The organism is Acetobacterium sp. KB-1 (genome assembly GCF_003260995.1).
GTDB classification, from domain to species: Bacteria; Bacillota; Clostridia; order Eubacteriales; family Eubacteriaceae; genus Acetobacterium; species Acetobacterium carbinolicum.
Map to the genome: position 1 here is coordinate 2,477,494 of NZ_CP030040.1, position 24,020 is coordinate 2,501,513.

The following is a 24,020-nucleotide window of genomic DNA, read 5'->3' on the forward strand; positions in this document are numbered from 1 at the left end:
GATTATTTTCTGAATCGAGTGTTCATTGTAATTAATTGGTTCCTTCTTTTGATCCTACGATTCCAGACATTGGATTCAAGAATATAAACAGAATTCCAAGAATTGCCAAAATCATCATTCCTGCAAGGATCGGTCCCTTAAGGGCATCGCCAGTAATTAATGTCGTCATCGCAATCCAGTAAGTTGATAAAAATGCAAATAGATTCATTGCCGCTAGAATAATCGATGTTGCAAGAGCCTGTTGTGAAGATTTTATGATCATACTGACAATCATGAAAACAGCTGGCATACCGATTGAAAATGCAAAACCCGCCAATGCTGTTCCAATCGTAACTAACACAACGTTTCCGCCGAATAAAACCATTGCCATTCCAATAGCGGCTGCAAATAAACCAATTGAGAGAATGTATTTTTTTGTTGCTTTAAAGATCTGACCAAATACAGCACCTGCGGCCATTCCGCCAATTGTATAAAATGCCAGAACAACGCCTGCCGTCGTTGAATCCCCTAAATTACCGGCTTCTAACAATGATGACATATTAACCAGCAGTGGATAGATCAGCATGACGGAAAATCCAAATACGCCTGCTACCACCCATAATTTTCCGGGAATTTTTTCTTTCGTTATTACTTTTCCTGCATCAATCGCGCCATTCTGTTTGGGCGGTTCGGGCAAAAAGAATATTACGGCCAGCAGTGAAATAATACCAAGTGCATGTGGTAAAAAAGCAAAATTCCATCCAAAACCTGCACAAAATCCGCCCAAAAATTGTAGAATCATACCACCAATATTCATTAGAAGTGTAACCATACCCATCATTGATGCTACTTTATCACCTTCATAAAGACCCATCGCTAGAGCATTCGGTAATGGTGAAATAATACCCAGACCGATACCAAAAACTGCACGTTCGATGAGTACCACCGTCCAGCTACTCGCAAAATATGGTGCAACGCCACCAATTATAAACAGTAGTATACCTACAATAGCAAGCGTTTTGTATTTTACCTTATTGCCAGCAAGGCTACCCGCAATCAGCGTTGCCGGTATAACTGTCAGTGATGGTAAGGTTGAAACCAATAATAATGTTGTTAACGATTCTTGGGGGAAGGCTCCAAAAATTACATTAAGCGCAGGAGTAACCGTTCCTACACCCATTGTGATAAAGGCCATGGCCAATACCGCAAATCCAGATAAAGCTGATGTTTTTTGATTCATGTTCGTCTCCTTTAAGATAATTATAATTTAGTTTTTTTTATTTAAATTCACGATTCAAAGCGGATATTTTTTTTATCAATTATCACAATATGAAGGTATGAAAAATCATATCGATTTATGATTATAAACAGCCCGCCCATATTTATTCAGTTCACTTAAAACCCATTCCATTTTTTTCCGCGAATCTTCACTGCTACCACAGATGCCACCATCCCAAAATATCAACGCCCCGTTTTTGCCATAATCATCAATTGCTTTTTGTACCGATTCTCTTACGACTTCCTCGGATGCACCAGGAAAGGCTGCCGCTGAATGCCTGTCCCAGCCACCGGTAAGTACCAATCGCTTTCCATACTTTTCTTTTTTCTGCCTAAGACTTTCATTCGGCTCGGGTAGCTGACAAATATCCACTCCAATTTCCAAAAACGCGTCGATCAGGAATTGACAGTTTCCACAACAATGAAATTCTGCTAGTGCACCAATCTCATGAATGGCATCAATGATTTTTTTAAAATAGGGTTTATAAAGCGATTCCCAAATTTCCTTTGAAATAAAAGGTCCGTTAGCAGCCGCTAAATCATCGCCTGTAAATACAATATCCGGATGAATATATGCTCCAAAATACTTGACCACCTCAACCAAAAAATCCGTTATCGCCGAAATAAACGCTTCCAGTTCTTCCGGTTCTTCATAAATTGCGCAAAGACCATCCACCCACCCAATCATATCGATCGGAATCAGAAAGATCCCATTGGTATTAAGTATGGCAATATTAACCTTTTCCGGATCACTCATCGATTTGAAACGTTCTGCCATTTCTGGCCAGTCGAGTTCTGCCACCTTTGGAAATTTGACCGTCTCACGCCACTGATCCAAATTTTCCATTGCCCGCCATTTCTCATCAGGCATACGGCCTGCGTCATTTTCCACCCAGCGTATGTTGCAAAAGTCAGTTCCTGTCTGAGGGTCAACTTCCATCCAGAAATCTGGCAGAAACACATTGCTGTCTTCAGCAAATGAAGGTACCCACAATGGTTTTTCTCCATGAGCAGCCATCAAATAATTCTCACGTTTACTAATCATTTTCGCTTCTCTTTTCACCCTTTTGACTTCGCAACGATTATCTTAACTGATTCATTGCTGTTAATCTTACTCACTCAAGTATTTTCGACTTTCTTCGTATAAGGCTTCTCTTGTTTTGATGTGAATTGCATAATCACCCGAAAAAACGGGTTTTTCTGGGATTGCCCCGGCATATTTTTTAACAAATTCTCTTCCCGTCTCAATTGCCGCTGCTTCATCAACATCTATTGGTACCTGATGGTATGCGCCTAACATGATCTTGCCCCCGAACTGTTTATACAAACTGCCAAAATCATTGATTTCTTGTGGTGTCCATGCATCCACGCCTGCTTCAATCATAGCTGGAACCAGCTTTCCACTTTTACCGCAACTGTGTAATTCAACAAAGAGTCCCAGTTCATGGGCATAATCAACAACGTCTTTCAAGTGCGGAACGATTAAGTTGCGGCATGCTTCCAACGAAAAGAAGGAATTTTGTGAAGTTCCCCAATCGTCATGAAAATAAATCACATCAGCATTAAAATCGACCTGATAGTGTTTTATCATTTTTTTGTATATTTTGACACATTCTGCAAAAAAATCATGAACTGCATCTTCAACTTCATCATCAATCATTGTTATTGCTGCATTTTCAAAATCCAGTAGTGAGATCAATCGTTCGAAAAACCCTGTGAATATCCAGGCCTGAACTAGATTAGAGCTATTATATGCATAGTCTTTATTCCGTTTTGCGCTTTGAGCCCAATCCCACGAGTCAACATCCGGCAGGATGATTTTATCTCGCCACTCGGATATATTTCTAAGTGTTGGGTTTCCCGGTATTACCATCGATCCCATCGCTGAAGGTTCATAAACCCACTCGATCCCAAAACTATCTTTTCCGCCCTTTTTTTTATCATCCATATAATCCCCCGACTCCGCACTCACAACAAACCCTCGCGCAATTGCATCGGGATAACAAGCGGGACAAAGGGTTGTCAGATCATAAAAATTGGGAATCCATACTGGCTTTTCACCTTTATACAAAGCCTTATAATTTTCTTTTGGTGTTATCGGTGTACGATATATCGGCGTTGGCGGCACGCCTGGAAACAGGCTTGGGTACTCCCCGATGGGATCTAACTCCGTTTTTAAAAATTCAATTTTTTCCATAATACTATCCTTTCGCTCTCAATACTTTTTTTACTAAACAATGAATGCCTGATTATTCGTTATCCGATTATTCTGTAAACATTTCTTGGCTCATTCTGTCGATTTGTTTATCTATTTCTTCATAGACTCCCTGAAAATGACTCATCGCTCCGCCATGCGTGATGCAAGGAATGTAAAACAACTTACCATTTTCCGTGCAAGCACGCTCGACATCTTTGGCAATTTTTTCAGGGGTCCAATCCGGAAAATCAAGTTCGCCGCTGTGAAGTCCACCCATAAAGGATATCTGACCGCCATAGTTTTTAATCAGTTCAGGAATATTGTTGGTGTTCATAACTCCCTGAAAAATATCAATTCCCATTTCGATCATCGCTGGAATAAGATTTGCCGCATAGGAATCACTATGATGAACAACCAATTCCACACCGTTATCTTTGTAATAACCATAAATTTTCTTGTAAGCCGGCACAAAAAATTCTGCAAACATTTCAGGGGAAAGAAATGATGAAATCTGACTGCCCCAATCATCATGATGAAAAAGTGCATCCGGATGGATTCGATCAATTACCATTTCCGCAAATTCCAGTTCAAATCCAGTAATATAATCAATCAGCGCATGCATAGCCTCCGGTTCTTCATAAAAAGCCATTAAGGCATTTTCCATTCCCATCATATGATGGGTCATTTCGAATACACCTGGTGCATACATTGCTGTGACAAATTCTTCATTTCGATCAATCGCACTGGCATGAGCAACTGCCGGTGCCCAGGATTGATCATCCGTTGGAAGGACCGGTTTCTTAACATATTTTTCCCATTCGGCAATGTCCTTTATGACAATATGTTCTTTATCATGTACTGGGAAACCACCAATTTGCCCCTCCATAAATGTCCATGTTACTCCCCAACCGTCTTTACTCGTCTGACCAGGCACCATCGCAATTCCGGTCATTGGAAATGCAGCTTCAAAAATCATATTAAGAAATTCATATTGTTTTACAAAGCGATCCGGTTTTCCGTATTTAATCGTTTCCATTAGATTTTGTCTCTTTGTCAACATTTGCTTCTCCTTATCATTCAATTTTTCTTTCTCCTCTCAAACTGTACATGTTCAGTTTTGTGTTTATTATAATATTTTACGAATCTGTTGTCAACGAAAAACTATACATGTTCAGTTTACTTTCTTTTGTAAAATAATCTAGAATTTGATATAATGGAAATAAATCTAGAATTTCAGGTGAATCCATGTCTACGCAGCGCGAAAACATCTTATCAACTGCAACTCAATTATTTTATGAACACGGTTACGATGATAGCTACTTTTACCAAATAGCCGAAGCTTTAAATATTACGAAATCTTTAATTTCATATCATTTTAAAACAAAATCGTTATTGGCCAAAGAAGTTACAGAAAATTTTTCTGTTAATAACAAAAATAGCATTTCTTTTAAACTCTATCATACTTATTTCTGTAATAATAAGTATGACTTACAGTTGAGTACTGCGATTGAAATAAGGCTTTCTACATCTTTAATTTTACATGATCCAAATGTTGCCCGGTACATTAGGGAAAGTTCTAATGGTAACTATGAAGATATGTTTACAACACACTATAAAAGTTTTTATAAAATTCACGATCGCCAATATCATCTTAATATTAACCGGCAAAATGATGAAATCAGCATGCTGGCAAGGGGTGCTACCGCAGCATCTCATGCGATCATAATCGATTTTATTAATAATATGCTAAAGTGTACTTTGGAAGAGTGTCTTGATTATATCGTGGAAATGAATTTTCGGTTTATGCATGTTGATGAAAAAAGAATTGCCGAAGTAATTAAAAAAAGTAAGGAAGTTATTGATAAAGTTGGCTTTGAATTCAAGCCATACTTTATTATTGAATAATTCAATAATAAAGTATGGGCGTGTTTTAAGTTCTGTATATTTAATCGCAAAAAATACTAACAGCAATAGCACGATGCTATATACTGTTAGTATTCGTTTTTAATTATTCTTATTCTTCCTCTGTTCAAAGTCTGCTTCAATTTCTGCCTTCCAGCTAGCTGGTATGGGGATTACTAGCCCGCATTTCGCAAACCACATCGTTGACGACGAAGGCCTTTTTATCAAAAACCACCAGATAAACCAACATCTCATGTTCCCGCAAAAATTCCGCGATGGCTGTCACCGCAATCTTTAAGGCCTGATCCTTGGGATAGCCATAGATGCCCGATGAAATCAGCGGAAAGGCAATCGTTTTACAATCCTGTTTCAGCGCCAGCCGCAGGGAACTGGTATAGGCCCGATGCAGCAGCCTGGCCTCGTTGGCACCACCGCTCTGCCAGACCGGCCCGACAGTGTGGATGATGCGCTTTGCCGGTAACCGATAACCGTCGGTGATCACCGCCTCACCCACCGCGCAGCCACCAATCCGGTCACACTCCGCCTGGAGCTGGTCCGCCCCGGCCGCGGCAAAGATCGCGCCGCAGACGCCGCCGCCCATTTTCAGACCAGTGTTGGCGGCATTGACAATAATGTCCACCATCATTTTAGTAATATCGTTTCGGATGATTTCAAATGGCATATCTCAAGCACCACCTCTTCATTATTTCAATTCTAATATCTCCAATCATTTTTTTATTATATCAGAGTGCTCGATAAAATTAATCCCTTTTTGAAAAAAAGCCATGATGCCGCAAATGGCATCATGGCTTTGAATAATTATCTTATGCTTGATTTAGTAGTCTTTTAGCATTTTTACTTAGTATATGATCTCTTGCTTGTTTATTTTCTGCCGTCGCCATTAGTACGCGCGAAAGGGTGATTGCCTGGGGTAAGGCCGGCCAGTCTGAGCCAAATAACAACCGTTCATAACCGACCTCATCGATTAAATACTTGATGCTATGCTGGGATTGGCTTGACACTTCTGCATAAGTTGCCGGAAATCTTTTTAAATATTCGGCAACACGTTTATATTCGCAGACCCCGCTATGTCCGAAGATAAAGACAAAATCTTTTGGCATTTCCTCAAGCAGACGACCAAATAATTCGACCCGGGTTGACCTTAAAAACTTCCATAGCAGTTTAGAGGTCCTTTCCTGATCCACCGGAATTGACCCGGTATGCAAGATAACCGGCAATTCTGCTTCATGACAGGTTCTAAACAGCGTTATTAACGGCGTGAAATCATTTTTAAGCTCAATATCTGATATCTTTAGTTTAAAGCCTTTTGCACCAAGGGCTTTGTATTTTACTATTTTTTCCTCCATCTCCGGATCATCAGGATGAACCGAACAAAATGCTATAAAACGGTTCGGATGATCGGCGACAATTCTCAGGGCCTCTGGTGAACAATCGCATTTTTTTGTACTTAATGGCAGCACCACATTGATGCCAATCTTATTATCCGCTTGAGACTTAAAACAATTATCATAAGTCCCGCCTTTTTTCATGTCCTGCAGCACCGCATAGGCATTTTGTGCATAGCGAAATATTGGCATTATGCCTTTCCTATTAATATTTAGTTCATCTTTTGTCCAGTAAGGCACTGAAAAGTCTGTTTTTTCAATTGGCGGAAGCGTCGGAAATGTAAGTTTATTTCCTTTTGACTTTGGATCACTATGCCTAATCGGCAGAACATTGCACATATGCGTATGAAAATCGATAATTTCCAGATCCTCATCGGTATCAATGACAAACTCACCGGATTCATTTAGTTTTAGGTATTTTTCAGTTTGAACTAACTCTTGCCTGGTTAACATGGTCTATTCTCCCTTCTTATTTTCCCCTCCTGATTCGGTCTGTATCCCTTCAATGACAACATCCAATATCCGCGTCCCTAAGTCTTTAATGCTTGAGCCAGCGTTTTGATAAAATTCGATATTTGCCAGACCTTGGGTAACGATGTAAGCAACCATTTCGACATCCAGGTTTTCCCGTAATTCCCCTTTTTTTATATACAACCGGATCACGTCCGCAAGCAATTGATAACTTTTGGGAAATTCATTACTTAGTATTTTCTTTCTAATTTCTTGTGGGCATTCATTAATAAAACGATTTTTTAGCTCTAAAATTCTTAAATCCTCATTTCCAAACTGATTTCCTGCTTCAAGCAGTAACATAACATAGGATTTAAAATCCAATTGACTACTTCTATCTTTTAATTCCTCAAGGTTATTTTTTTTTGAGTTTCCAATTTGGCTAAACAAAAAAATGTACACATCATCTTTATTTTCAAAATATTGATAAAAGCTGCCCTTGGGAATTTCTGCTCGTTTAACAATCTTATTAATGGTTACTTTTTCATAATGATTTTGAGCAAATTCATCAATCGCAACGGCGATGATCTTGTCTTTCTTTTCCTCCGGTAAGTTAAAAAATGTGCTTTTTGGCATTAAAATTTTCCCTCCACGCAAATCATGACCATTAGTCATGTGACTTATGGTCATGATAGCATATCGGTCCTTGTTTGTAAATAGATTTTTTCACCAGGAGCATCGCACTCCTTTTTCCCGGGTTTTCCTAGTCACATATCAGAATACCAATACTTCTCATTTACGTTAGTTTTTTAGTCCGTTGTTTCTTCAAACATCTTGCAGGGACTGATTTTTCTGATCCTGCCGGAAACAATCAGCACCGTCCCCAGCCCGATCAAACTGATTCCGATCGGAGTGAGAAGCACCATGCCGGGATCAACATAAAAATCACAGTTCAGAATCCCATTGGCCGAAAGCATCAAGGCCAGCAGCGGATTGGTGGTGAAATAACCAGCGGCGGCTCCCGCCATCGAAGCACCGATAATGACCGGCATTTCACTGATTAAAAGCTGACCGATCAGCTGATTAGAGGTAAAGCCCAGTGCCTTAGAAACTCCCAGCCGGGTCCGCTCTCTTAATAGCCGTACCCGAACGATAAGAAACAAAATAAACACAATGATTACCGCAATGACGCCCAAACAGCCGACGACGACAATTTGTATCGACGCTTCAAAGGAATTGAGCATCATTTCGATCGATTCAAAATAGCTGACGCTTTGAACCTTCTCACTTGCATATTGATTATTCAGTTTGGTCACAAATTTTTCCGTATCCTGACCATCTTTTAGATAGATTTTTAGAACCTGCTCCTGATAGGATGGTACCATTTTTTTCATCCCAGCGGTAGTGATGGCCGCCCCTCTGCCCAGCATATTAAACTGCTGCGTGATTCCAACCACTAAGAATTCGCATGCTGACCCATTGTTTTCAATCGACACGGTATCGCCGATCTGAGCGCCAATTTTATTTAGAACGATACTGGTAATAGCAATTTCATTGTCACCGGCCGGCATCCTTCCCTTCACACAGGTATTGACTTTCAAGCGACTGTAATCTTTGGTAATACGTGCGTTAGCACCGCTTTCTTTGCCCTGAAATTTAATGACTGCCTCAAATGCATCCAGCTTGATGGTGTCCTCAACTTCGGGCATTGCGGCAATTTCAGTAAATATCCGTTGCTCATCTGCTAAAGCGGTTAATTGAACCTCGGCGGTTTCCAGTCCAATTAACTTAATCATCGCCGTTTTGTCCACTGAAAAGTTGTAATAGGAGGCCAATGAAAATACCGTTACCAGACTCAGCAGCATGATAATGACGGCGGCAATCAAATTCTGTCTTTTGTTATGAATCAGCATTTTTAATCCCATTGCCGCATTCAAGCTGAGTTTTGTCTGCTCCAGCGGGATTTTATTTTTTATGAAATGATGGGTTTGCACGCCGTTTCGCAAAGCCGCTAGCGGCGTGATCCGTTTAATTTTAAAGGCGCTGAAATAGGCAATTCCCAGCACCAGAATCATGACCATGCCCAGGCTGGCGAGCACAGCAACCGGATAGATTCCCATCGTCCAGCTTAACCCAATTGACGAGGACACCACATTGGTAATCACCGGTGAGATAAAGAGTGATGCCCCCAATCCCACCATAAAACCAACCATGGCAATGATCAGGTATTCCAGCAGCGTGGCGCGGATGATTTGCCTGGTTGTATACCCCATCGCTTCCAGGGTTCCGATATTTTTAATGTTATTCTCAATATGGGTAATGGTTGAAAATTTAATGACGATGGCAGCAATCGCCAGGATAATAATGGAAAAAGACAACAGCACTGCCATAATGATGTTGATAAACGTTGCGACCCCAATCTTCATGGTTCCATAATTGAGGGCCGCATGATTACCAGCGTTGGTTGTCATAATGGTCTTTATCCTTTCCGCATATAAGGATTCAAAGTCATCGGAACGATTGATATCGTTAAGGATAACGGCACTATAGCTCACCGTTAAGCCAAACTCCGGTTGTGCGATTAGTTCATTAAACTGCTGATCTCCCACGAATAATTTATACATACTCACATTTGTCGGACTGGCAAACATCAAATCTTCATAGAACCCGGCGATCTCAAGATCAATGCTGGCGTCATCCACCATAAATTTCAAAATATCTCCGGTTTTGTAACCATTGACAACCTTTAAAATATAGGGAACGACCACCCCGTTTTTCGGCATCACCGCCGCCTCATCAATTAAATCCACCTGAGCTATTTTACGGCTGGTATCCAAATTTAAAAACAACGAGGAAATACTGTAGGCTTTTTCTCCGGTACTCACATCCTGAAATTTTGACGCCAGGGACATGATTGCCGCTTCCCTTTCGCTATAATCGTAGGTCTCACTGGATTCATAAATGGCCTGAATCTCCTGATCGTAGTTACCATCGGTAATGGATACAAAATGGGCGCCATTCGTCGCGACGTTTTTTTTATCCATAAAGCTTCCCAAATTTGACAGCACGCTGATGCCCACATAAAGAAAGATTGTGGCAATGGCAATCAGGATGATCAGGGTGGCCGTGGCCACCTTGGCTTTTTTAATATTATTGGTCGCAATCATCCGAATGTTCATGGCTACCAACCCATTCTTTCCAGAAATTTGCGCAGGATTTTATGTCGTTCCGGATCGTCTTTAACATAGGTGCCGAGACTCAGCTCATCGATGATGACCCCATCTTTTAAATAAAGGATGCGGTTGGCCCGGCGGGCCGTTTTGATATCATAGGTCACCATGATGATACTCTGGCCCGAGGCGTTCACCTCGGTCAGCACATCCAGCACATTGATGGCATTGGTCGAATTAAGGGCCCCGGTGGGTTCATCCGCAAAGACGATTTCCGGGGCATTGATTAGCGCTCGAACAATCGCCACCCGTTGGGCTTCGCCACCGGAAAGCTGAGACGGATATTTGTGATGGCACGCATCATTTAGCCCCACCTGCTGCAGCAGTTCCCTGGCCCGAGCAGCAATGGCCTTTTTGTCGCGGCTGACCAGCAGGCCTGAAATCATAATATTATCGAGCACCGTCATGGTATCATTGAGATAGATCTGCTGAAACACAAATCCGCAATGCTTACGCCGAAATACCGCCAGTTTGTCATTGGAATAGTTTGAGATCTCCTCACCTCTAAAATCAATGGTTCCCAGGCTCGGCTTATCCATCCCGGAAAGCGCATAAAGCAGGGTGGACTTTCCCGAACCCGAGCTCCCCATGATGACCGTAAAGTCTCCGCCATTAATTTCTAAGTTGAGATTTTTTAGAACATGCTGCATGATGCTGCCGTTTGAATAGGTTTTACTGAGCATTTCCGCCTTTAAAATGGTGTGCTTCATTATTTTCCTCCCGATTAATTAAATCGGTCTTAATCCCGATGATAAAAGACCATGGACAGCTTTGGCTTTCCATGGCCCTATTATATGTCAACTGTTCTTAACCGGTCTTTTACCAACTCTTATTAAATCCTTATCTGTTTCTTAACTAATCTTTTTTTATAATAAGACGACCTTAAACCACCTTGATACACAACTCAACAACGAACCCATCCGCATTATAACAATGGATGCTGCCATCCATACCGGTCATAAACTGCCGGGCCAGATAAAGTCCCAGCCCAGATCCCGGGGTGTTTTGAACCGCTTCTCCAGAACCGCGAAAAAACTTTTCAAACACCAGCGGGCATTCATCGGGATTCACCCCATCCCCATAATCTCGGATTTTGACTTCCAGATACTGCTTATTTTTGTCCAAATTAAACCAGATGTCGATAGCCGTATCGGCATATTTATAAGCGTTACTGATAACATTGTCAATCACCTGCTCCAGTCGCAGCGGATCACAACAAATCAGACATTCGACCAAATCATTTTTTAAGCTGATCTTCCCAAAATGATCCATATCCTTAAACATCTGGATCAGGATGGTACTGGGCTGTTCACTCACATGAACCGCTAGCATTTCCAGTTCTTCCAGGGTTGCGTGGAAGAGATTGCTAATCAGCGCATCAATAATATCTGCTTTAGAATCGATCACGGTGATTTTTTCGATGCTTTCGGTGAGCGTCATTACCGCAGTTGACTCCGGTAAATCTTCACTTTTCACAGTTGCCAGTTTGATCTCCAGGAGCTCACAAATGGCCTTAATGGTCGCCACCGGTGTTTTAATATCGTGGGATAGTTCCGCCACCAACTCTTTTTTGCTGATATTGGCCGCATATTCTCCCTGTCGGGCCTTTTTTAGTTCTTCCCGCATCAGATCAAAACTTTCAGTGAAGGCGCCAAAGTAATTGCCTCGATCCATCGGTAGCCGAAATTCCAGATCACCATCGGCAACCTTCCGGGCAAACTGTTTCATCACACCAAAGGGCCGAAGAACAGAAGTATACACCAACCCTAAAACCAGATAAACCATCATCAACATAATGCCAAAGGTAAAGGAGATTATTGTCAGCAGATTTGTTTTCATGGCTACTTCTTCACTGCCGTTGGTTAGAAAGATGATCTTACCTAACACCTCTTGTCGACCATCAGATGTAGTCAAATCCATGATGGCCTGACGATTCTTGATGCCATCAAACAGAAGCGCCTGATAGTTATCATCTGCAACAAGAGTGATCCGGTAAGACATCCCCGCAATCGTACCGGATTTTTCTACCTCACCTTGGGTCCACTCTTTTTCAATCGTTTTAACAACGTGGTTAATCTCTGCGACGTTCACCTGATTAATCTGGGTGGTATTTATCGTGATGACTGCGGCTATATAAACGGCTATCATTAGTACCGTAAACAAGATAACGATATTTCTTATTTTCATGTATTTCCTCAACTGATCGTTTTGTATCTGAATAATAAAGACCAAAGCTATCCGTTTTCCCGGGTTTCAAACATATATCCGGTGCCCCAGATGGTTTTAATATATTTCGGTTGATTCGGGTTTTCTTCGATTTTCTCACGGATTTTGCGGATATGGACATTCAGGGTGCCATCACTAAAAAATGCATCTCCCCAGATCATTTTAAATAACTCGTCTTTAGCAATCACCCAGTTTTTATTTTCATAGAGGTATAAAAACAGCTTGAATTCCTTTGTTTTAAAACCCACGTCTTTTCCATCCCGATAGACTTTCATGGCATCCTTTTCAATTCTCAGGTTGCTATAGTTGTTTTTCTCTTGATCCTCAGAACTGACCGTATCGCTTCGCCCAGATTTTTTAGCCGCACCTTCATACCGCTTGATAATCACCTTTACCTTGGCAAGCAAAACACTCAGAGAATAGGGTTTTTTGATATAGTCATCCCCACCAATATTAAGGGCAATCAGAACATCATCATCACTCTGGCGGGCGCTGATAAAAAGAATCGGGATATCCGTTTTTTGGCGGAGTGCTTTACACAATTCAAAGCCGCTGTCTTTTCCCAGATTGATATCCAGCAAAATCAGTTTAACCTGGTTATTTCCCATGAACAAGACACAATCATCAAAATTGCTCACAAAGGTGCAGGTCACGCCAAACATTTCAAAATATTCGCAGCTCGCTTTCGCCAATTCTACTTCATCATCGACAATTAAACAATCCCAATTCACACTTACTCCAATCCTCCCGATGGCATCGGGAAAGTCAACCAATTTGATTAGGTACTAATCCTTTGTTAAATCATATCATTATTCTGCCGCAATTGCATCTGGTTTGAATTCGAATTGCTGGCTGTTATCACTTAGATCCACTCAAAAAAAGCATGTCCTTCGATTAAAGAAGCATGCCTTTTCTTAATTCTTTGATAAATACTTTATCGATTGCGGTCTTACTGACCTGGCGTTTAAAATAAACGTTAAAATGCGGAAGAACCCCGTTCTTATGGATTCGTTTTGCATTTCGCAATTACCTATTTTGCACTGGAAAAAATAGCTTGACATAGAATCTTTCGTCAGCTTTTTTAATATCAAGACTTCCGCCGTTTTGCTCCACAAGTGTTTTTACAGCGGGCAAACCAATGCCATTGCTGTCTGTATCTAAATAAGCTCCCATATAATTTGAAATCATAATGCCAATCTCAGATGACTGTTTAATGATCGTTATTTCAACGGGCTTCGATGGGTCGGCATATTTTTTTATGTTGGAAAACAGGTTGTCAAATATTCGCCGCAGGTCAAATACGGGAAAGGAAAGGATGAATTCATCGTCAATGACCGGAAGGGTTGCATGAAAGCCTGCTGCCTGCAGATCAAAACACATTTCAGAAAGCAGTTGTGATAGCAGCAGCGTCCCTGAAATTGTTTCGGCAACGGTATCCGCTTTTGGGGTATCATTCACTTGAAAATGACGGAACATTTCATCGGAAAGGCTTTTCATTTGCTGTACTTTTTCAATGGCGCTCTTCAAATAGCGTTCTTCTTCTGACGCATTCCGATACTTTTTATAGCGGAGTATTTCAAGATAGCCCGTCAACTTGGTCAACGGCGTTCGCAAGTCATGCGATAAAGAGGTAATCAGTCGGCTGTTTGCCAGCACAGCTTCATTTTCTCGTGCCATCTGGTCGATTACTGAAAGCCGCATTCCCTCAATGCTGCGTCCAAGCTCAGCCAGCTCGTCCTCGCCTGGAGAATCGATGTGATAGCTGAGGTCACCTCCTGTGAGGATCTCCATTTCATGACTCAGATGCATAATGCGATGGATGATCCGATAGACATAGGGAATTAAAATCAGGAAGAAGCAGATTGCCGCGATACCAAGGGAGATTACCATTCCAAGCCCATCATAATGAGAAGTAGACGGGTATGCATATGCATACACGACACCGTCCGAACAGTTCACCGGGATACCGACTTGCGTATCATCGTCTTCCTCCGGGATGTCCGCCTCAGGGCTGCTCGCCAAATAGAGATACATCGTGCGATAGTTCTTTTCCCATCTGACATCGCGTATTGCGTCATCGACAGTCAGCTCATTACTTGTCACATGTTCCTGAAAGCTCGCCACTGCCGAAGTTCCCACATTTGTCCAATAAGAATCGAACTCCGAGCCGTACAGGAACCACCATATAACGCCATCATACAGGAGTAAAAAGACAGCGAAGGAAATAATCAGCGCAATCGCCGCAACCGATGTGAATTTCAAACCCAGGCGGGATTTAAATTTGCTGCTATTCAATGCGATACCCCTTTCCCCAAACCGTTTTCAGCAATGTTGGTTCCTGCGGGTCTTCCTCAATCTTTTCCCGCAGTCTGCGGATGTGAACCATTACCGTGTTGCTGGACGAGTAATAAAACGGTTCCTCCCAAATGCTCTCAAATAAATTTTGCGCAGAGAAAAGCCTGCCTCTGTAGGTCAGCAGTAACCGGAGAATCTGATACTCCTTGTCAGTCAGGTTCAGTTCTTCTCCATCTTTGCAAACAGCGTTTCGGTCCTGATACAGTATGATTCCACGCCATTCCAACGGAGTTTCATTGTCAATATTGCCTTTCCCTCTGTACGTCTGATAGCGCCGTAGGAGTCCCTTTACCCGGGCAAGAAGCTCGGCATAAGAAAACGGCTTTGCGAGATAATCGTCCCCGCCGGATGAAAATCCAAGCGTCAAGTCGGAATCTTTATTTTTTGCCGTAAGAAATAAAATGGGAACATTACTTTCCGCTCTCATTTTCAAGCAGACCTGATACCCGGACATACCGGCCATCATAATATCCAAAATAACAAGATCCACATCATCGGAAAAGACCGACAACGCCGTTTCCCCGTTTGCTGCTTCCAGCGTGGTAAAACCTTCGCTCTCCAGCAGAACACAGACGATCTCACGGATTTCAGAATCATCATCTACGATCATAATTTTTGCGGCGTTCTTCATGTCGCTCCGCCTCCACTCTATGTATTGCTGTTATCTTACCATCTGCCCGTCACACAAGCAACGAAGATATAGCCCTATCAGGGTCAGTTAAGAATACTTAAGGTTTTCGTAAGCCCCAGCGTCAGAATATGTAGATATAATGCAAAAATAAAATGAAAACTGCGGGCGGGCATATCTCGTCGGGGGTGCGGATGAAACAGCGTGAAAAACAGCTAAAGATTTATTTCCTTATACTATTTTTGCTCTTACTCCTTGTTACCGGAGTATTCCTCGCAATAGGTTTCTTCCGAGGATACTTTGGATCATTGGAAGCGTTTCGAACCTATATTGACACCTTTGGCCCGTTCGCGCCGCTGATGTTGACGGCGATTCAAACCATGCAGGCATTTCTGCCGATCATCCCAAGCTTTTTCGGATTCGCTGCCGGTGCCGGATTATTTGGAGCGTTTGGCGGCTTCCTTTGCAATTATATCGGAATCAGCCTTGGCTCCATCATTGCATACTACCTGGCCAGACGCTTCGGAATCAGATTTGTGAAACAGATTATACCGGAGAAAAAATATAATGCCGTCGTTGAATGGGCAGCCTCGAAAAAGAGCTATACGATTATTCTTTTTCTTTCCATTCTGCTTCCGCTGGCGCCGGACTGTGCCCTGTGTTATTTTTCCGGCCTGATCAATATGCCAACGAAAAAATATATTCTGATTATCGTGACTGCAAAGCCCTGGTGTATCCTGCTTTACAGCATTTTCTTCAGCAACGTACTTTAGGAGGTTCCTATGCTTAAATTTTAAAATTTCACCGTGATTCTCATTTATGTGGGTATGTTGACCTCATTTTTAGGTATCGTTTATGCTCTGCGCTTTCAAAGGCACTGATTTCTCGATACATAAGAAAACATCGCGTTCCCATGTGTGATTTACGAGGGCAAAATATCGCTGATTTGCAGCGTTTTTATCTCGAAGAAAGCGATTCAGAATAATATGAATGTGAGGAAACACCATGAAAAATGTATTGGAATATATGGAGCACCATGTGCTTTGCCGCCCGGACAAGATTGCCGTCATTGATAAAACTTCTTCCAACTCCTATCGGAAATTGGAACATACCTGTAAGACTGTCGGGACAGCGCTGTCAAGGCACATCAAAGTCGGTCAGCCGGTCGCAGTCTTGATGGAAAAAGGCATCCCCGCGCTATGTGCATTTTGGGGCGCCATTTATGCAGGAGGCTACTATGTGCTGCTTAATCCGGAGCTGCCGGTATTCCGCCTGAAGCAGATTCAGAAAGTACTTCAGGCGGAATATGTGATTGTCGATTTTCAGCACGCAAAGCTTGCGGCGGAACTTTTTCCAGCCGGAGCAATCCTGATGATGGACGATCTGCAAAAAGAATCCATAGATTTGGAGCGTCTGCGCTTTGTGCGCAGCAGGATGATCGACACCGATCCTCTTTATGTCAACTTCACCTCTGGCTCTACTGGTGTTCCAAAGGGTGTTGTGGTCAGTCACCGTTCTGTGATCGATTTTATCAATGTTTTCACAGATACCTTCCAGTTTTCATCCACGGATGTCTTTGGCAATCAGGCACCCTTCGATTTTGATGTTTCCGTCAAGGATATCTATACTTCAGCAAAGGTTGGAGGGACACTGGCGATTATTCCAAAACCCTTTTTTTCACGACCAAAGGCGCTTCTGGACTGGATCTGCGAGATTCACATCACTGTCATGATCTGGTCCGTTTCAGCACTGTGCCTGATCAGCGTGTTTCACGGTCTGGACTACCTTATCCCCACTTCCGTGCGTAAGATTCTTTTTAGCGGCGAGATCATGCCGGAAAAGCATCTCCGAGCATGGCTGAAACATTTGCCGGACGCGCAGTTTGTCAATCTCTACGGACCTACGGAGATCACCTGTAACTGCACCTATCATGTCATTGACAGAAACGGTGATTATTCTCATGGGATTCCCATTGGGCGTCCCTTCCCCAATGAGCAGGTGTTCCTGCTCGACGCCAACGCACAAGAAGTGACAACCTCCGGTGTTGTCGGTGAGATCTGCGTACGGGGAACGGCACTGGCGCTTGGATACTTCCGAAACCCTCAGCAGACGGAGGTGGCTTTTGTACAGAATCCGCTCAATACCAGTTACCCCGAACGCATTTATAAAACAGGCGACCTTGGAAAGTATCTGGACAATGGGGAACTGTTGTTCTGCGGCCGGAAGGATTTTCAGATCAAATACATGGGACACCGGATTGAATTAGAAGAAATCGAGCGGGCGGTTGCGAAAATCCCCGGTGTTGATCAGTGTTGCTGTGTGTTTGACACAAAAAAGGAGCGGCTATACGGCTTCTACACCGGCAGTCCAAAGCAACCCAGTCTCCGCAGTCAGCTTGCCGAGTCTTTACCTGTATATATGGTCCCGCGCACACTTTATCAAATCAAGAAATTTCCATTGAATAAAAACGGAAAAATCGACCGCAAGCGACTGCTTGACCGAAAGGAGTAAAATATGAACAAAATCAAATGGAGAGGATTATTAGAAAAACAGTCAACGCCTATGTACGCTTACGACCTTTCTGTACTGGAAGAACGTATCCGTTCCCTGCGTAGCTGTTTGCCCGAGGGTGTCAGACTGTGCTATGCAGTGAAAGCCAACACCTTTATACTTGCGACAGTAAGTGCGCTAGTCGATCGACTGGAAATCTGTTCTCCGGGAGAACTGCGGATTTGTTACCAAATGGGGTTGCCCACGAACAAATTTGTGGTTTCCGGTGTTTATAAGACGCCCGCCCTGATTCGAGAACTAATTGCCCAGGGACCGTCCGGGGAGCTTTACACTGTGGAATCCATGCATCAATTCAGCATCTTAAGCGATACGGCTCATCTGGCGAAAAAACGCATTTCCATTCTGCTCCGCCTGACCAGCGGCAACCAATTTGGACTTTCCGAGGATGAATTGGAACATATCGTCAGCGAGTACCAGCACGATCCATTCCTTGAAATCAGAGGCATCCAGTATTTTTCCGGTACCCAGAAATCATCTTTGAAGCGGCTTAAACGGGAGCTGGACTATCTGGACAGCGTACTTAACAAATTACAAACTGACTGCGGCTATTCCGCTCCTGAATTGGAGTTCGGACCCGGACTTCCGGTATCCTACTTTATCGATGAGGACTTTGACGAAGACGCCTTTTTGCATGAATTCTCAGCCTTGCTGACCAGAATGCAGTTCAAGACAAAGCTTACGCTGGAGCTTGGACGCAGCATCGCCGCCAGTTGCGGAACCTATTTAACAAGCGTTGTCGATAAAAAAACAAACAAAGGGCAGAACTACGCCATTGTCGATGGCGGTATACACCAACTTGTCTATTATGGTCAGTCAATGGCAATGAAGCATCCCATTGTCCACGAGCTCACTCGCCGCGGGGGCACAGAGCACGAGCCATGGAATATCTGCGGTTCGCTTTGCACCACTAACGATATCTTGGTAAAGCAGTTTCCCATGTATCGCCCGGAAATCGGCGATGTGATCGTATTTGAAAACGCCGGTGCATATTGTGCGGCGGAAGGAATCGCCTTGTTTTTAAGCAGGGATCTACCGGCGGTCATGTTACTGAAAAACGGTTGCGAACCCGTCTGTGTGCGGGGGCATATGCCAATAGAAATGTTAAATACACCGAATAATGAAATGAGGGAAAGAATATGGAACGCCTGATTAAAATTTTGAAAGACATAGAACCGGAAATTAATTACATAAACTGCAAAGACCTGATCGATGGACATCATTTGGATTCGCTCTCCATCATTGCCTTGGTGGGAGAGCTGGAGGAAGAATTCGATATTACAATCCCGACCGTCGAGATAACGCCGGACAACTTCAATTCCGCAGAATCTCTCTGGGCAATGGTAACGCGACTAATTGAGGAAGAATAATATGCCCTCGATTCCATCCTATTTTTCCGTACAGTTTCTTGCGATTTTGTTGCCAGTCACTGTCACGACTTATGCTTTCCTTCCGCAAAAGCCGCGGCGGATTGTACTTTTACTCGCGAGCTACGCCTTTTTCTGGGCCGTCAGCGGAAAGCTGTTGGTTTATCTTCTGCTATCCACGCTCTCCATCCACCATTTTGGTCTCTGGCTTGCCGACAATCAAAATCGTTGTGACCAGGCTTTGGAGCAGGCTCAAAAGGAAAACCGCAAGGGCATCAAAGTGTTATATCAGCGGCAGCAAAGAGGGATTATTGCGTTTGCTGTTATTCTCCATATAGGCGTTCTGGCCGTTCTTAAATATTCGGCTTTTTTTGCAACAAACCTGAATGTCGGCTTTGATCTTTTAAAGCTGCCTGCTTCGATTGCTATACCTTCTTTTGTGTTGCCAATCGGCATTTCTTTTTATACCATGCAGGCGCTATCGTATGTTTTGGATGTCTATCACCGAAAAATATCAGCTGACCGCAACCTATTTCGTCTGGCCCTTTATATGAGTTTCTTTCCACAGATCATGGAAGGGCCAATCTGCCGGTATACCGAAACCGCAGCGCAGTTGTGGAGCGTACCGCCCATTGAATATCGCAACCTTACCTTTGGCCTGCAACGCATTCTGTTCGGTATTCTGAAAAAAATGGTCGTCGCAGATCGCCTGAACCTGCTGATCAGCAATGTATTCAACAGCTATCAGGACTATGACGGCTTCGTAATCGCTGTCGCCGCAGTGTGCTATACCATTCAGCTTTACATGGACTTCTCCGGCACAATGGATGTAGCCCTTGGCATCGGACAGATTTTCGGTGTTTCATTGACCGAAAACTTTCAGCGCCCTTTTTTTTCCAAGACTATTCCTGAATTTTGGAAGCGGTGGCATATTACGCTGGGGGCCTGGTTCCGTGATTATATCTTCTATCCTGTTTCCCTGTCAAAGCCCATGAAACGCCTTTCTTCGAAGGCGAGAAAACGACTTGGCCATCACTTTGGTACACTGCCCACCAGTGCCATCGCGCTCTTTTACGTGTGGCTATGCAATGGATTGTGGCATGGCGCTGGCTGGAACTTCATTTTTTTCGGCATGTATCATTTCGTGCTGATTTTGAGTGGAAACATAGCAGAACCTTTTGTTGCAAAATCTGCGGAAAAGTTGCATATCTCACGATCAGGTCCGCTTTATCATGGATTTCAAATCGTCCGAACCGCCGCTTTGGTTTGTATCGGTGAAATGTTTTTCCGAGCCAACGGACTTCGTACCGGACTTGCAATGCTTAAAAAGATTTTTACAGACTTCACTTTCAACACCATTGTGGAAAAGACTTTCTTTTCTTTTGGTGCAGACTTATATGACTATATCATTGTCGCTATTGTCTTGGCTGTCATTTTTTTTATTGAACTTCGGCAAGAAAAGGGCCTCTCCATTCGGGAACGCATCAGTACAAAGCCTGTAGTGGAACGTTTTGCGGTGTATTATGCTCTGATTATGGCAATTGTCATATTTGGCGCATATGGAACCGGTTATGTCCCTGTCGATCCGATTTATGCAAGCTTTTAGAAAGGCGGTAAACCATGAAAATCAAGAACATACTGGGAGGCGTAGCATTCATTGCCGGACTTATGATCCTGCTGGCCGTATCATCCTATTTGCTTGTTCCCAGAGACAATACGGCTGCAGCAGGAATGGAAGCAACTTCGGCCAACGGAATCCTTGGTGAAAAGGAAAACTCCATCGACATTCTGGTGCTCGGAGACAGCGAATCCTATTTCTCCATCTCCCCTTTGCAGCTTTGGAAAGAAAAAGGCTACACCGCATATGTCTGCGGAACCGCGGGTCAGCATTTAACCTACAGCAACACCATGCTGCACAGGGCATTTCAAAAGCAAAAGCCTAAAATTGTAATCTTGGAGACCCTTGCAATCTACCGCAAAATGTCATTGAGCAATGTGGGACTGGCTGAGATCGCTCGCTATTTTCCCGTATTTGAATATCATAACCGATGGAAATCATATGATCTGAAAGGAGTTGGAAACGGAGTCAAATACAACTGGACTGAGGATTACAAGGGCTATTTTTACTCCAATCAAGTCGCTCCCGCTCACAATTTGGAATACATGACGCCTACAGAAGAGTCTGCGAAAATTGCAAAAACAAACAGATACTTCATACAAAAAATCAAAGACTTCTGTGATGAAAATGGAGCCGAATTAATCCTTCTCAGCACACCGAGCACTAAAAATTGGAATTATAAGTCACACAACGGAATCGCGATCCTTGCCAGCGAATTGAACTGCAAATATATTGATTTAAATCTGATGAATGATACCGTCGGCATAGACTGGAGCCTGGATACCCGTGACGGTGGGGATCATTTAAATTCTTCCGGAGCAAACAAAGTAACTCATTATTTAGCGGAATACCTGTCAGGCCGGGGCATCTTATCAGATCACCGTGGAGACAAAAACTACGCGCGCTGGGATGAGTGCTTGGTAAAGCTGAACGCAAAAGCTAAGGGCACATCTAATTAGAATAAAGAATCGCAAAAGCTATCACTTGCCTACCCGTGCTCGGGACTTTCATCCGTTAGATTGTACCTGTGCCGGGTGCATCTCAAAAAAGGCATGTCCTTCCATTGAAAGAAACATGCCTTTTCTTTATAAATATTTTATCGATTAAGGTCTTTGACCGCCCTGACCGGGTTGACCCTGACCACCCTGGCCCGGCCCACCCATGCCGGTCTGGCCATTACTGGTGACCACGCCCGTCAGGGGGATTTCCACCGTCTGGCTGCCACAGGTTAGTGTATAAGTGGAACCCTGGACCAAATCTGGGGTGCTGATCACCACCGATTGATAGGTTTTATCCGGCGTATAGGAAACCACCTTATTGCCACTGGCATCGGTTAACTTTACTTCTGTCCCCGCTGCACAGGATGATGTGAGGTTATAAAGCAATGATGCCTGGGTCGATGTTTCTGAAAATGATTGAGCCATTCCGGTACTACCGGCAATAACCACGGTTCCGCCACTGACATCGGCGCTGCCATTATAATCCAGGGCGCCATTGCCGCTATTGGTGGGGCCACTGACCGTCACCGTGCCACCGGAAATATAGAGATTCCCATTGCTATCGAGTCCGTCTCCGGCTGCATTAACATCGATAGTGCCGCCGGAAATTGAAACATAGACGTTTGAGTCATTTTGCATCGCAGCACCACCGCCTTTTACACCGGTATCGGTTTCTGCGGCACTGGCACTGGCGCCATTAAGCCCGTCATCCGATGAAGTAATATTAATGGTTCCGTCTTCTACAATAATCGCAGTCCCTTCAATCCCCTCGGTGCTGTTTTTAATGGTAATCGTCCCGCCACAAATGTAGACATAGCCTTTTGTGTTATCATCAGCATTCTTTGAGGTCATCCCCTTGCCTGCTGAAGAATCAATGGTAATGACACCATCTTTTATTTTGACACTGTTTTTACCACTGAGCGCATCATCTGCTGAGGTGATATTATAAATACCTCCGCTAATCACCAGATCATCTTTTGACACAATCCCGTGGTTATCACTTGTTGTAATATTTAGGGTTCCTTCGCCATTGATGGTCAAATCTTCTTTGCTGAAAATAACCCCATCAACATTATTTTCATCGGTCTGAACATAGGTACCACTATCGGTTAAGGTATTGACGGTGTTTTCATTCAATGTTACAAATACCTTGTCGGCACTTTTTACATAGATCGGGGCATTGTCTGAACAATTGATGGTCGCGCCACTTAGCACAATCTGAATCTTATCGCTATCGGCCGCTGCCACGACGATCTGCCCGTCCGTCAAATTCCCGGTGACTACATAAGTCCCTTCTTTCGTAATGGTAAGCACGCCATTACTGGCGGTGGCACCGTCACCGGTTACCTGAATGTCACTGCCATCCAGAGTTACAGTAACTGCACTGGTGTCATCATAGGTTGTTTTCTGATCGCGATCAGTAAACTCCGGATCGACAATAATTGTCGATGTGGGTGATACTGCTGCGGTTAAAACTGAGGCGGTTTCTATCACCGCCGCCGCAGTGGTTTCTGCCGGTGCTGTCTCGGAATCCAAACTGCATCCGGCAAACACTACCATGATGAACAATAAAAATGGTATGAAAATCTTTAGTTTTTTCATTAAACATCCTCTCATTTCTCTCTTTTTAAAATATTTTTACGAAGCATTTTTTAAGTCCTTTTTATTCTCAGACAGTTGAAGAACCTTTAGCATCGCAATGGGAATCTTACAATAATTCTGTGATACCCGTCTCTTTTATTTTAATTATAAGCGGGCAATGTGATGGTTATATGGATAAATGCTGTTTTTTTATTGATATAAGCCGTGTTCTTATTT

The 24,020-nt window shown here is 43.2% G+C and carries 21 protein-coding genes; 7 read left to right on the forward strand and 14 right to left on the reverse strand.

Annotation, left to right across the window (positions count from 1 at the left end; genetic code table 11):
• Positions 1–31 precede the first annotated feature (31 nt).
• The 4 genes from DOZ58_RS11455 to DOZ58_RS11470 form a co-directional block, all read right to left on the reverse strand.
• Positions 32–1,219 (reverse strand): MFS transporter, encoded by a 1,188-nt coding sequence (locus DOZ58_RS11455; RefSeq protein ID WP_111888406.1) that lies wholly within the window; start codon positions 1,217–1,219, stop codon positions 32–34.
• Positions 1,220–1,324: 105 nt separating this feature from the next.
• A complete protein-coding gene (locus DOZ58_RS11460) occupies positions 1,325–2,302 on the reverse strand; it encodes a uroporphyrinogen decarboxylase family protein (protein ID WP_111888407.1) in 978 nt (325 codons plus the stop codon).
• A gap of 66 nt (positions 2,303–2,368) precedes the next feature.
• Positions 2,369–3,454 carry a uroporphyrinogen decarboxylase family protein gene (locus DOZ58_RS11465; protein WP_111888408.1) on the reverse strand — a complete coding sequence of 362 codons (1,086 nt, stop codon included), beginning with the start codon at positions 3,452–3,454 and terminating at the stop codon, positions 2,369–2,371.
• 67 nt (positions 3,455–3,521) lie between these two features.
• Complete coding sequence (locus DOZ58_RS11470) at positions 3,522–4,514, reverse strand: uroporphyrinogen decarboxylase family protein (RefSeq protein WP_111888409.1); 993 nt, start codon at positions 4,512–4,514, stop codon at positions 3,522–3,524.
• Positions 4,515–4,699: 185 nt separating this feature from the next.
• Between DOZ58_RS11470 and DOZ58_RS11475 the strand changes: the two genes are divergently transcribed.
• The gene (locus DOZ58_RS11475; RefSeq protein ID WP_111888410.1) at positions 4,700–5,359 is read left to right on the forward strand and encodes a TetR/AcrR family transcriptional regulator; all 660 of its coding nucleotides are present in this window, start codon (positions 4,700–4,702) and stop codon (positions 5,357–5,359) included.
• A 154-nt stretch (positions 5,360–5,513) separates the two neighbouring features.
• Here the strand turns inward: DOZ58_RS11475 and DOZ58_RS11480 are convergent, their stop codons facing one another.
• The 9 genes from DOZ58_RS11480 to DOZ58_RS11520 all read right to left on the reverse strand — a co-directional run bounded on the left by DOZ58_RS11480 (position 5,514) and on the right by DOZ58_RS11520 (position 15,654).
• Entirely contained in the window at positions 5,514–6,038 is a 525-nt protein-coding gene (locus DOZ58_RS11480) for a macro domain-containing protein (protein ID WP_204355397.1), read from the reverse strand.
• 142 nt (positions 6,039–6,180) lie between these two features.
• Positions 6,181–7,215 (reverse strand): amidohydrolase family protein, encoded by a 1,035-nt coding sequence (locus DOZ58_RS11485; RefSeq protein ID WP_111888411.1) that lies wholly within the window; start codon positions 7,213–7,215, stop codon positions 6,181–6,183.
• Positions 7,216–7,218: 3 nt separating this feature from the next.
• Positions 7,219–7,848, reverse strand: a complete 630-nt coding sequence (locus DOZ58_RS11490) for a TetR/AcrR family transcriptional regulator (RefSeq protein WP_111888412.1) — start codon at positions 7,846–7,848, stop codon at positions 7,219–7,221.
• Between the two features lie 173 nt (positions 7,849–8,021).
• Positions 8,022–10,391: an ABC transporter permease gene (locus DOZ58_RS11495; RefSeq protein ID WP_162624503.1), complete on the reverse strand. Its 2,370-nt coding sequence runs from the start codon at positions 10,389–10,391 to the stop codon at positions 8,022–8,024.
• A 2-nt stretch (positions 10,392–10,393) separates the two neighbouring features.
• The gene (locus DOZ58_RS11500) at positions 10,394–11,152 is read right to left on the reverse strand and encodes an ABC transporter ATP-binding protein (protein ID WP_111888414.1); all 759 of its coding nucleotides are present in this window, start codon (positions 11,150–11,152) and stop codon (positions 10,394–10,396) included.
• A 172-nt stretch (positions 11,153–11,324) separates the two neighbouring features.
• Positions 11,325–12,629, reverse strand: a complete 1,305-nt coding sequence (locus DOZ58_RS11505) for a HAMP domain-containing sensor histidine kinase (protein ID WP_111888415.1) — start codon at positions 12,627–12,629, stop codon at positions 11,325–11,327.
• Positions 12,630–12,676: 47 nt separating this feature from the next.
• A complete protein-coding gene (locus DOZ58_RS11510) occupies positions 12,677–13,399 on the reverse strand; it encodes a response regulator transcription factor (RefSeq protein ID WP_111888416.1) in 723 nt (240 codons plus the stop codon).
• A gap of 295 nt (positions 13,400–13,694) precedes the next feature.
• On the reverse strand, positions 13,695–14,963 hold the full coding sequence (locus tag DOZ58_RS11515; protein ID WP_111888417.1) for a sensor histidine kinase KdpD: 1,269 nt from the start codon (positions 14,961–14,963) through the stop codon (positions 13,695–13,697).
• Positions 14,956–15,654 (reverse strand): response regulator transcription factor, encoded by a 699-nt coding sequence (locus DOZ58_RS11520; protein WP_111888418.1) that lies wholly within the window; start codon positions 15,652–15,654, stop codon positions 14,956–14,958. The genes DOZ58_RS11515 and DOZ58_RS11520 overlap by 8 nt, the downstream gene beginning before the upstream one ends.
• Before the next feature lie 305 nt (positions 15,655–15,959).
• Here DOZ58_RS11520 and DOZ58_RS11525 point away from each other — a divergent pair, with 305 nt between their 5' ends.
• From DOZ58_RS11525 to DOZ58_RS11550, 6 genes are all read left to right on the forward strand, one after another.
• Entirely contained in the window at positions 15,960–16,424 is a 465-nt protein-coding gene (locus tag DOZ58_RS11525; RefSeq protein WP_204355398.1) for a TVP38/TMEM64 family protein, read from the forward strand.
• A gap of 232 nt (positions 16,425–16,656) precedes the next feature.
• The gene (locus DOZ58_RS11530; protein WP_111888420.1) at positions 16,657–18,162 is read left to right on the forward strand and encodes an amino acid adenylation domain-containing protein; all 1,506 of its coding nucleotides are present in this window, start codon (positions 16,657–16,659) and stop codon (positions 18,160–18,162) included.
• Between the two features lie 51 nt (positions 18,163–18,213).
• Positions 18,214–19,371 carry an alanine racemase gene (locus DOZ58_RS11535; protein ID WP_162624504.1) on the forward strand — a complete coding sequence of 386 codons (1,158 nt, stop codon included), beginning with the start codon at positions 18,214–18,216 and terminating at the stop codon, positions 19,369–19,371.
• Complete coding sequence (locus DOZ58_RS11540) at positions 19,359–19,589, forward strand: phosphopantetheine-binding protein (RefSeq protein ID WP_111888422.1); 231 nt, start codon at positions 19,359–19,361, stop codon at positions 19,587–19,589. Before DOZ58_RS11535 ends, DOZ58_RS11540 begins: the two co-directional genes overlap by 13 nt.
• Position 19,590: 1 nt before the next feature.
• Positions 19,591–21,192, forward strand: coding sequence for an MBOAT family protein (locus tag DOZ58_RS11545; RefSeq protein ID WP_111888423.1), 1,602 nt, complete (start codon positions 19,591–19,593; stop codon positions 21,190–21,192).
• Positions 21,193–21,206: 14 nt separating this feature from the next.
• Positions 21,207–22,163 (forward strand): hypothetical protein, encoded by a 957-nt coding sequence (locus DOZ58_RS11550; protein ID WP_111888424.1) that lies wholly within the window; start codon positions 21,207–21,209, stop codon positions 22,161–22,163.
• Between the two features lie 144 nt (positions 22,164–22,307).
• Here DOZ58_RS11550 and DOZ58_RS11555 read toward each other — a convergent pair whose 3' ends face one another.
• Positions 22,308–23,804, reverse strand: coding sequence for a carbohydrate-binding domain-containing protein (locus tag DOZ58_RS11555; RefSeq protein ID WP_162624505.1), 1,497 nt, complete (start codon positions 23,802–23,804; stop codon positions 22,308–22,310).
• Between the last annotated feature and the right edge of the window lie 216 nt (positions 23,805–24,020).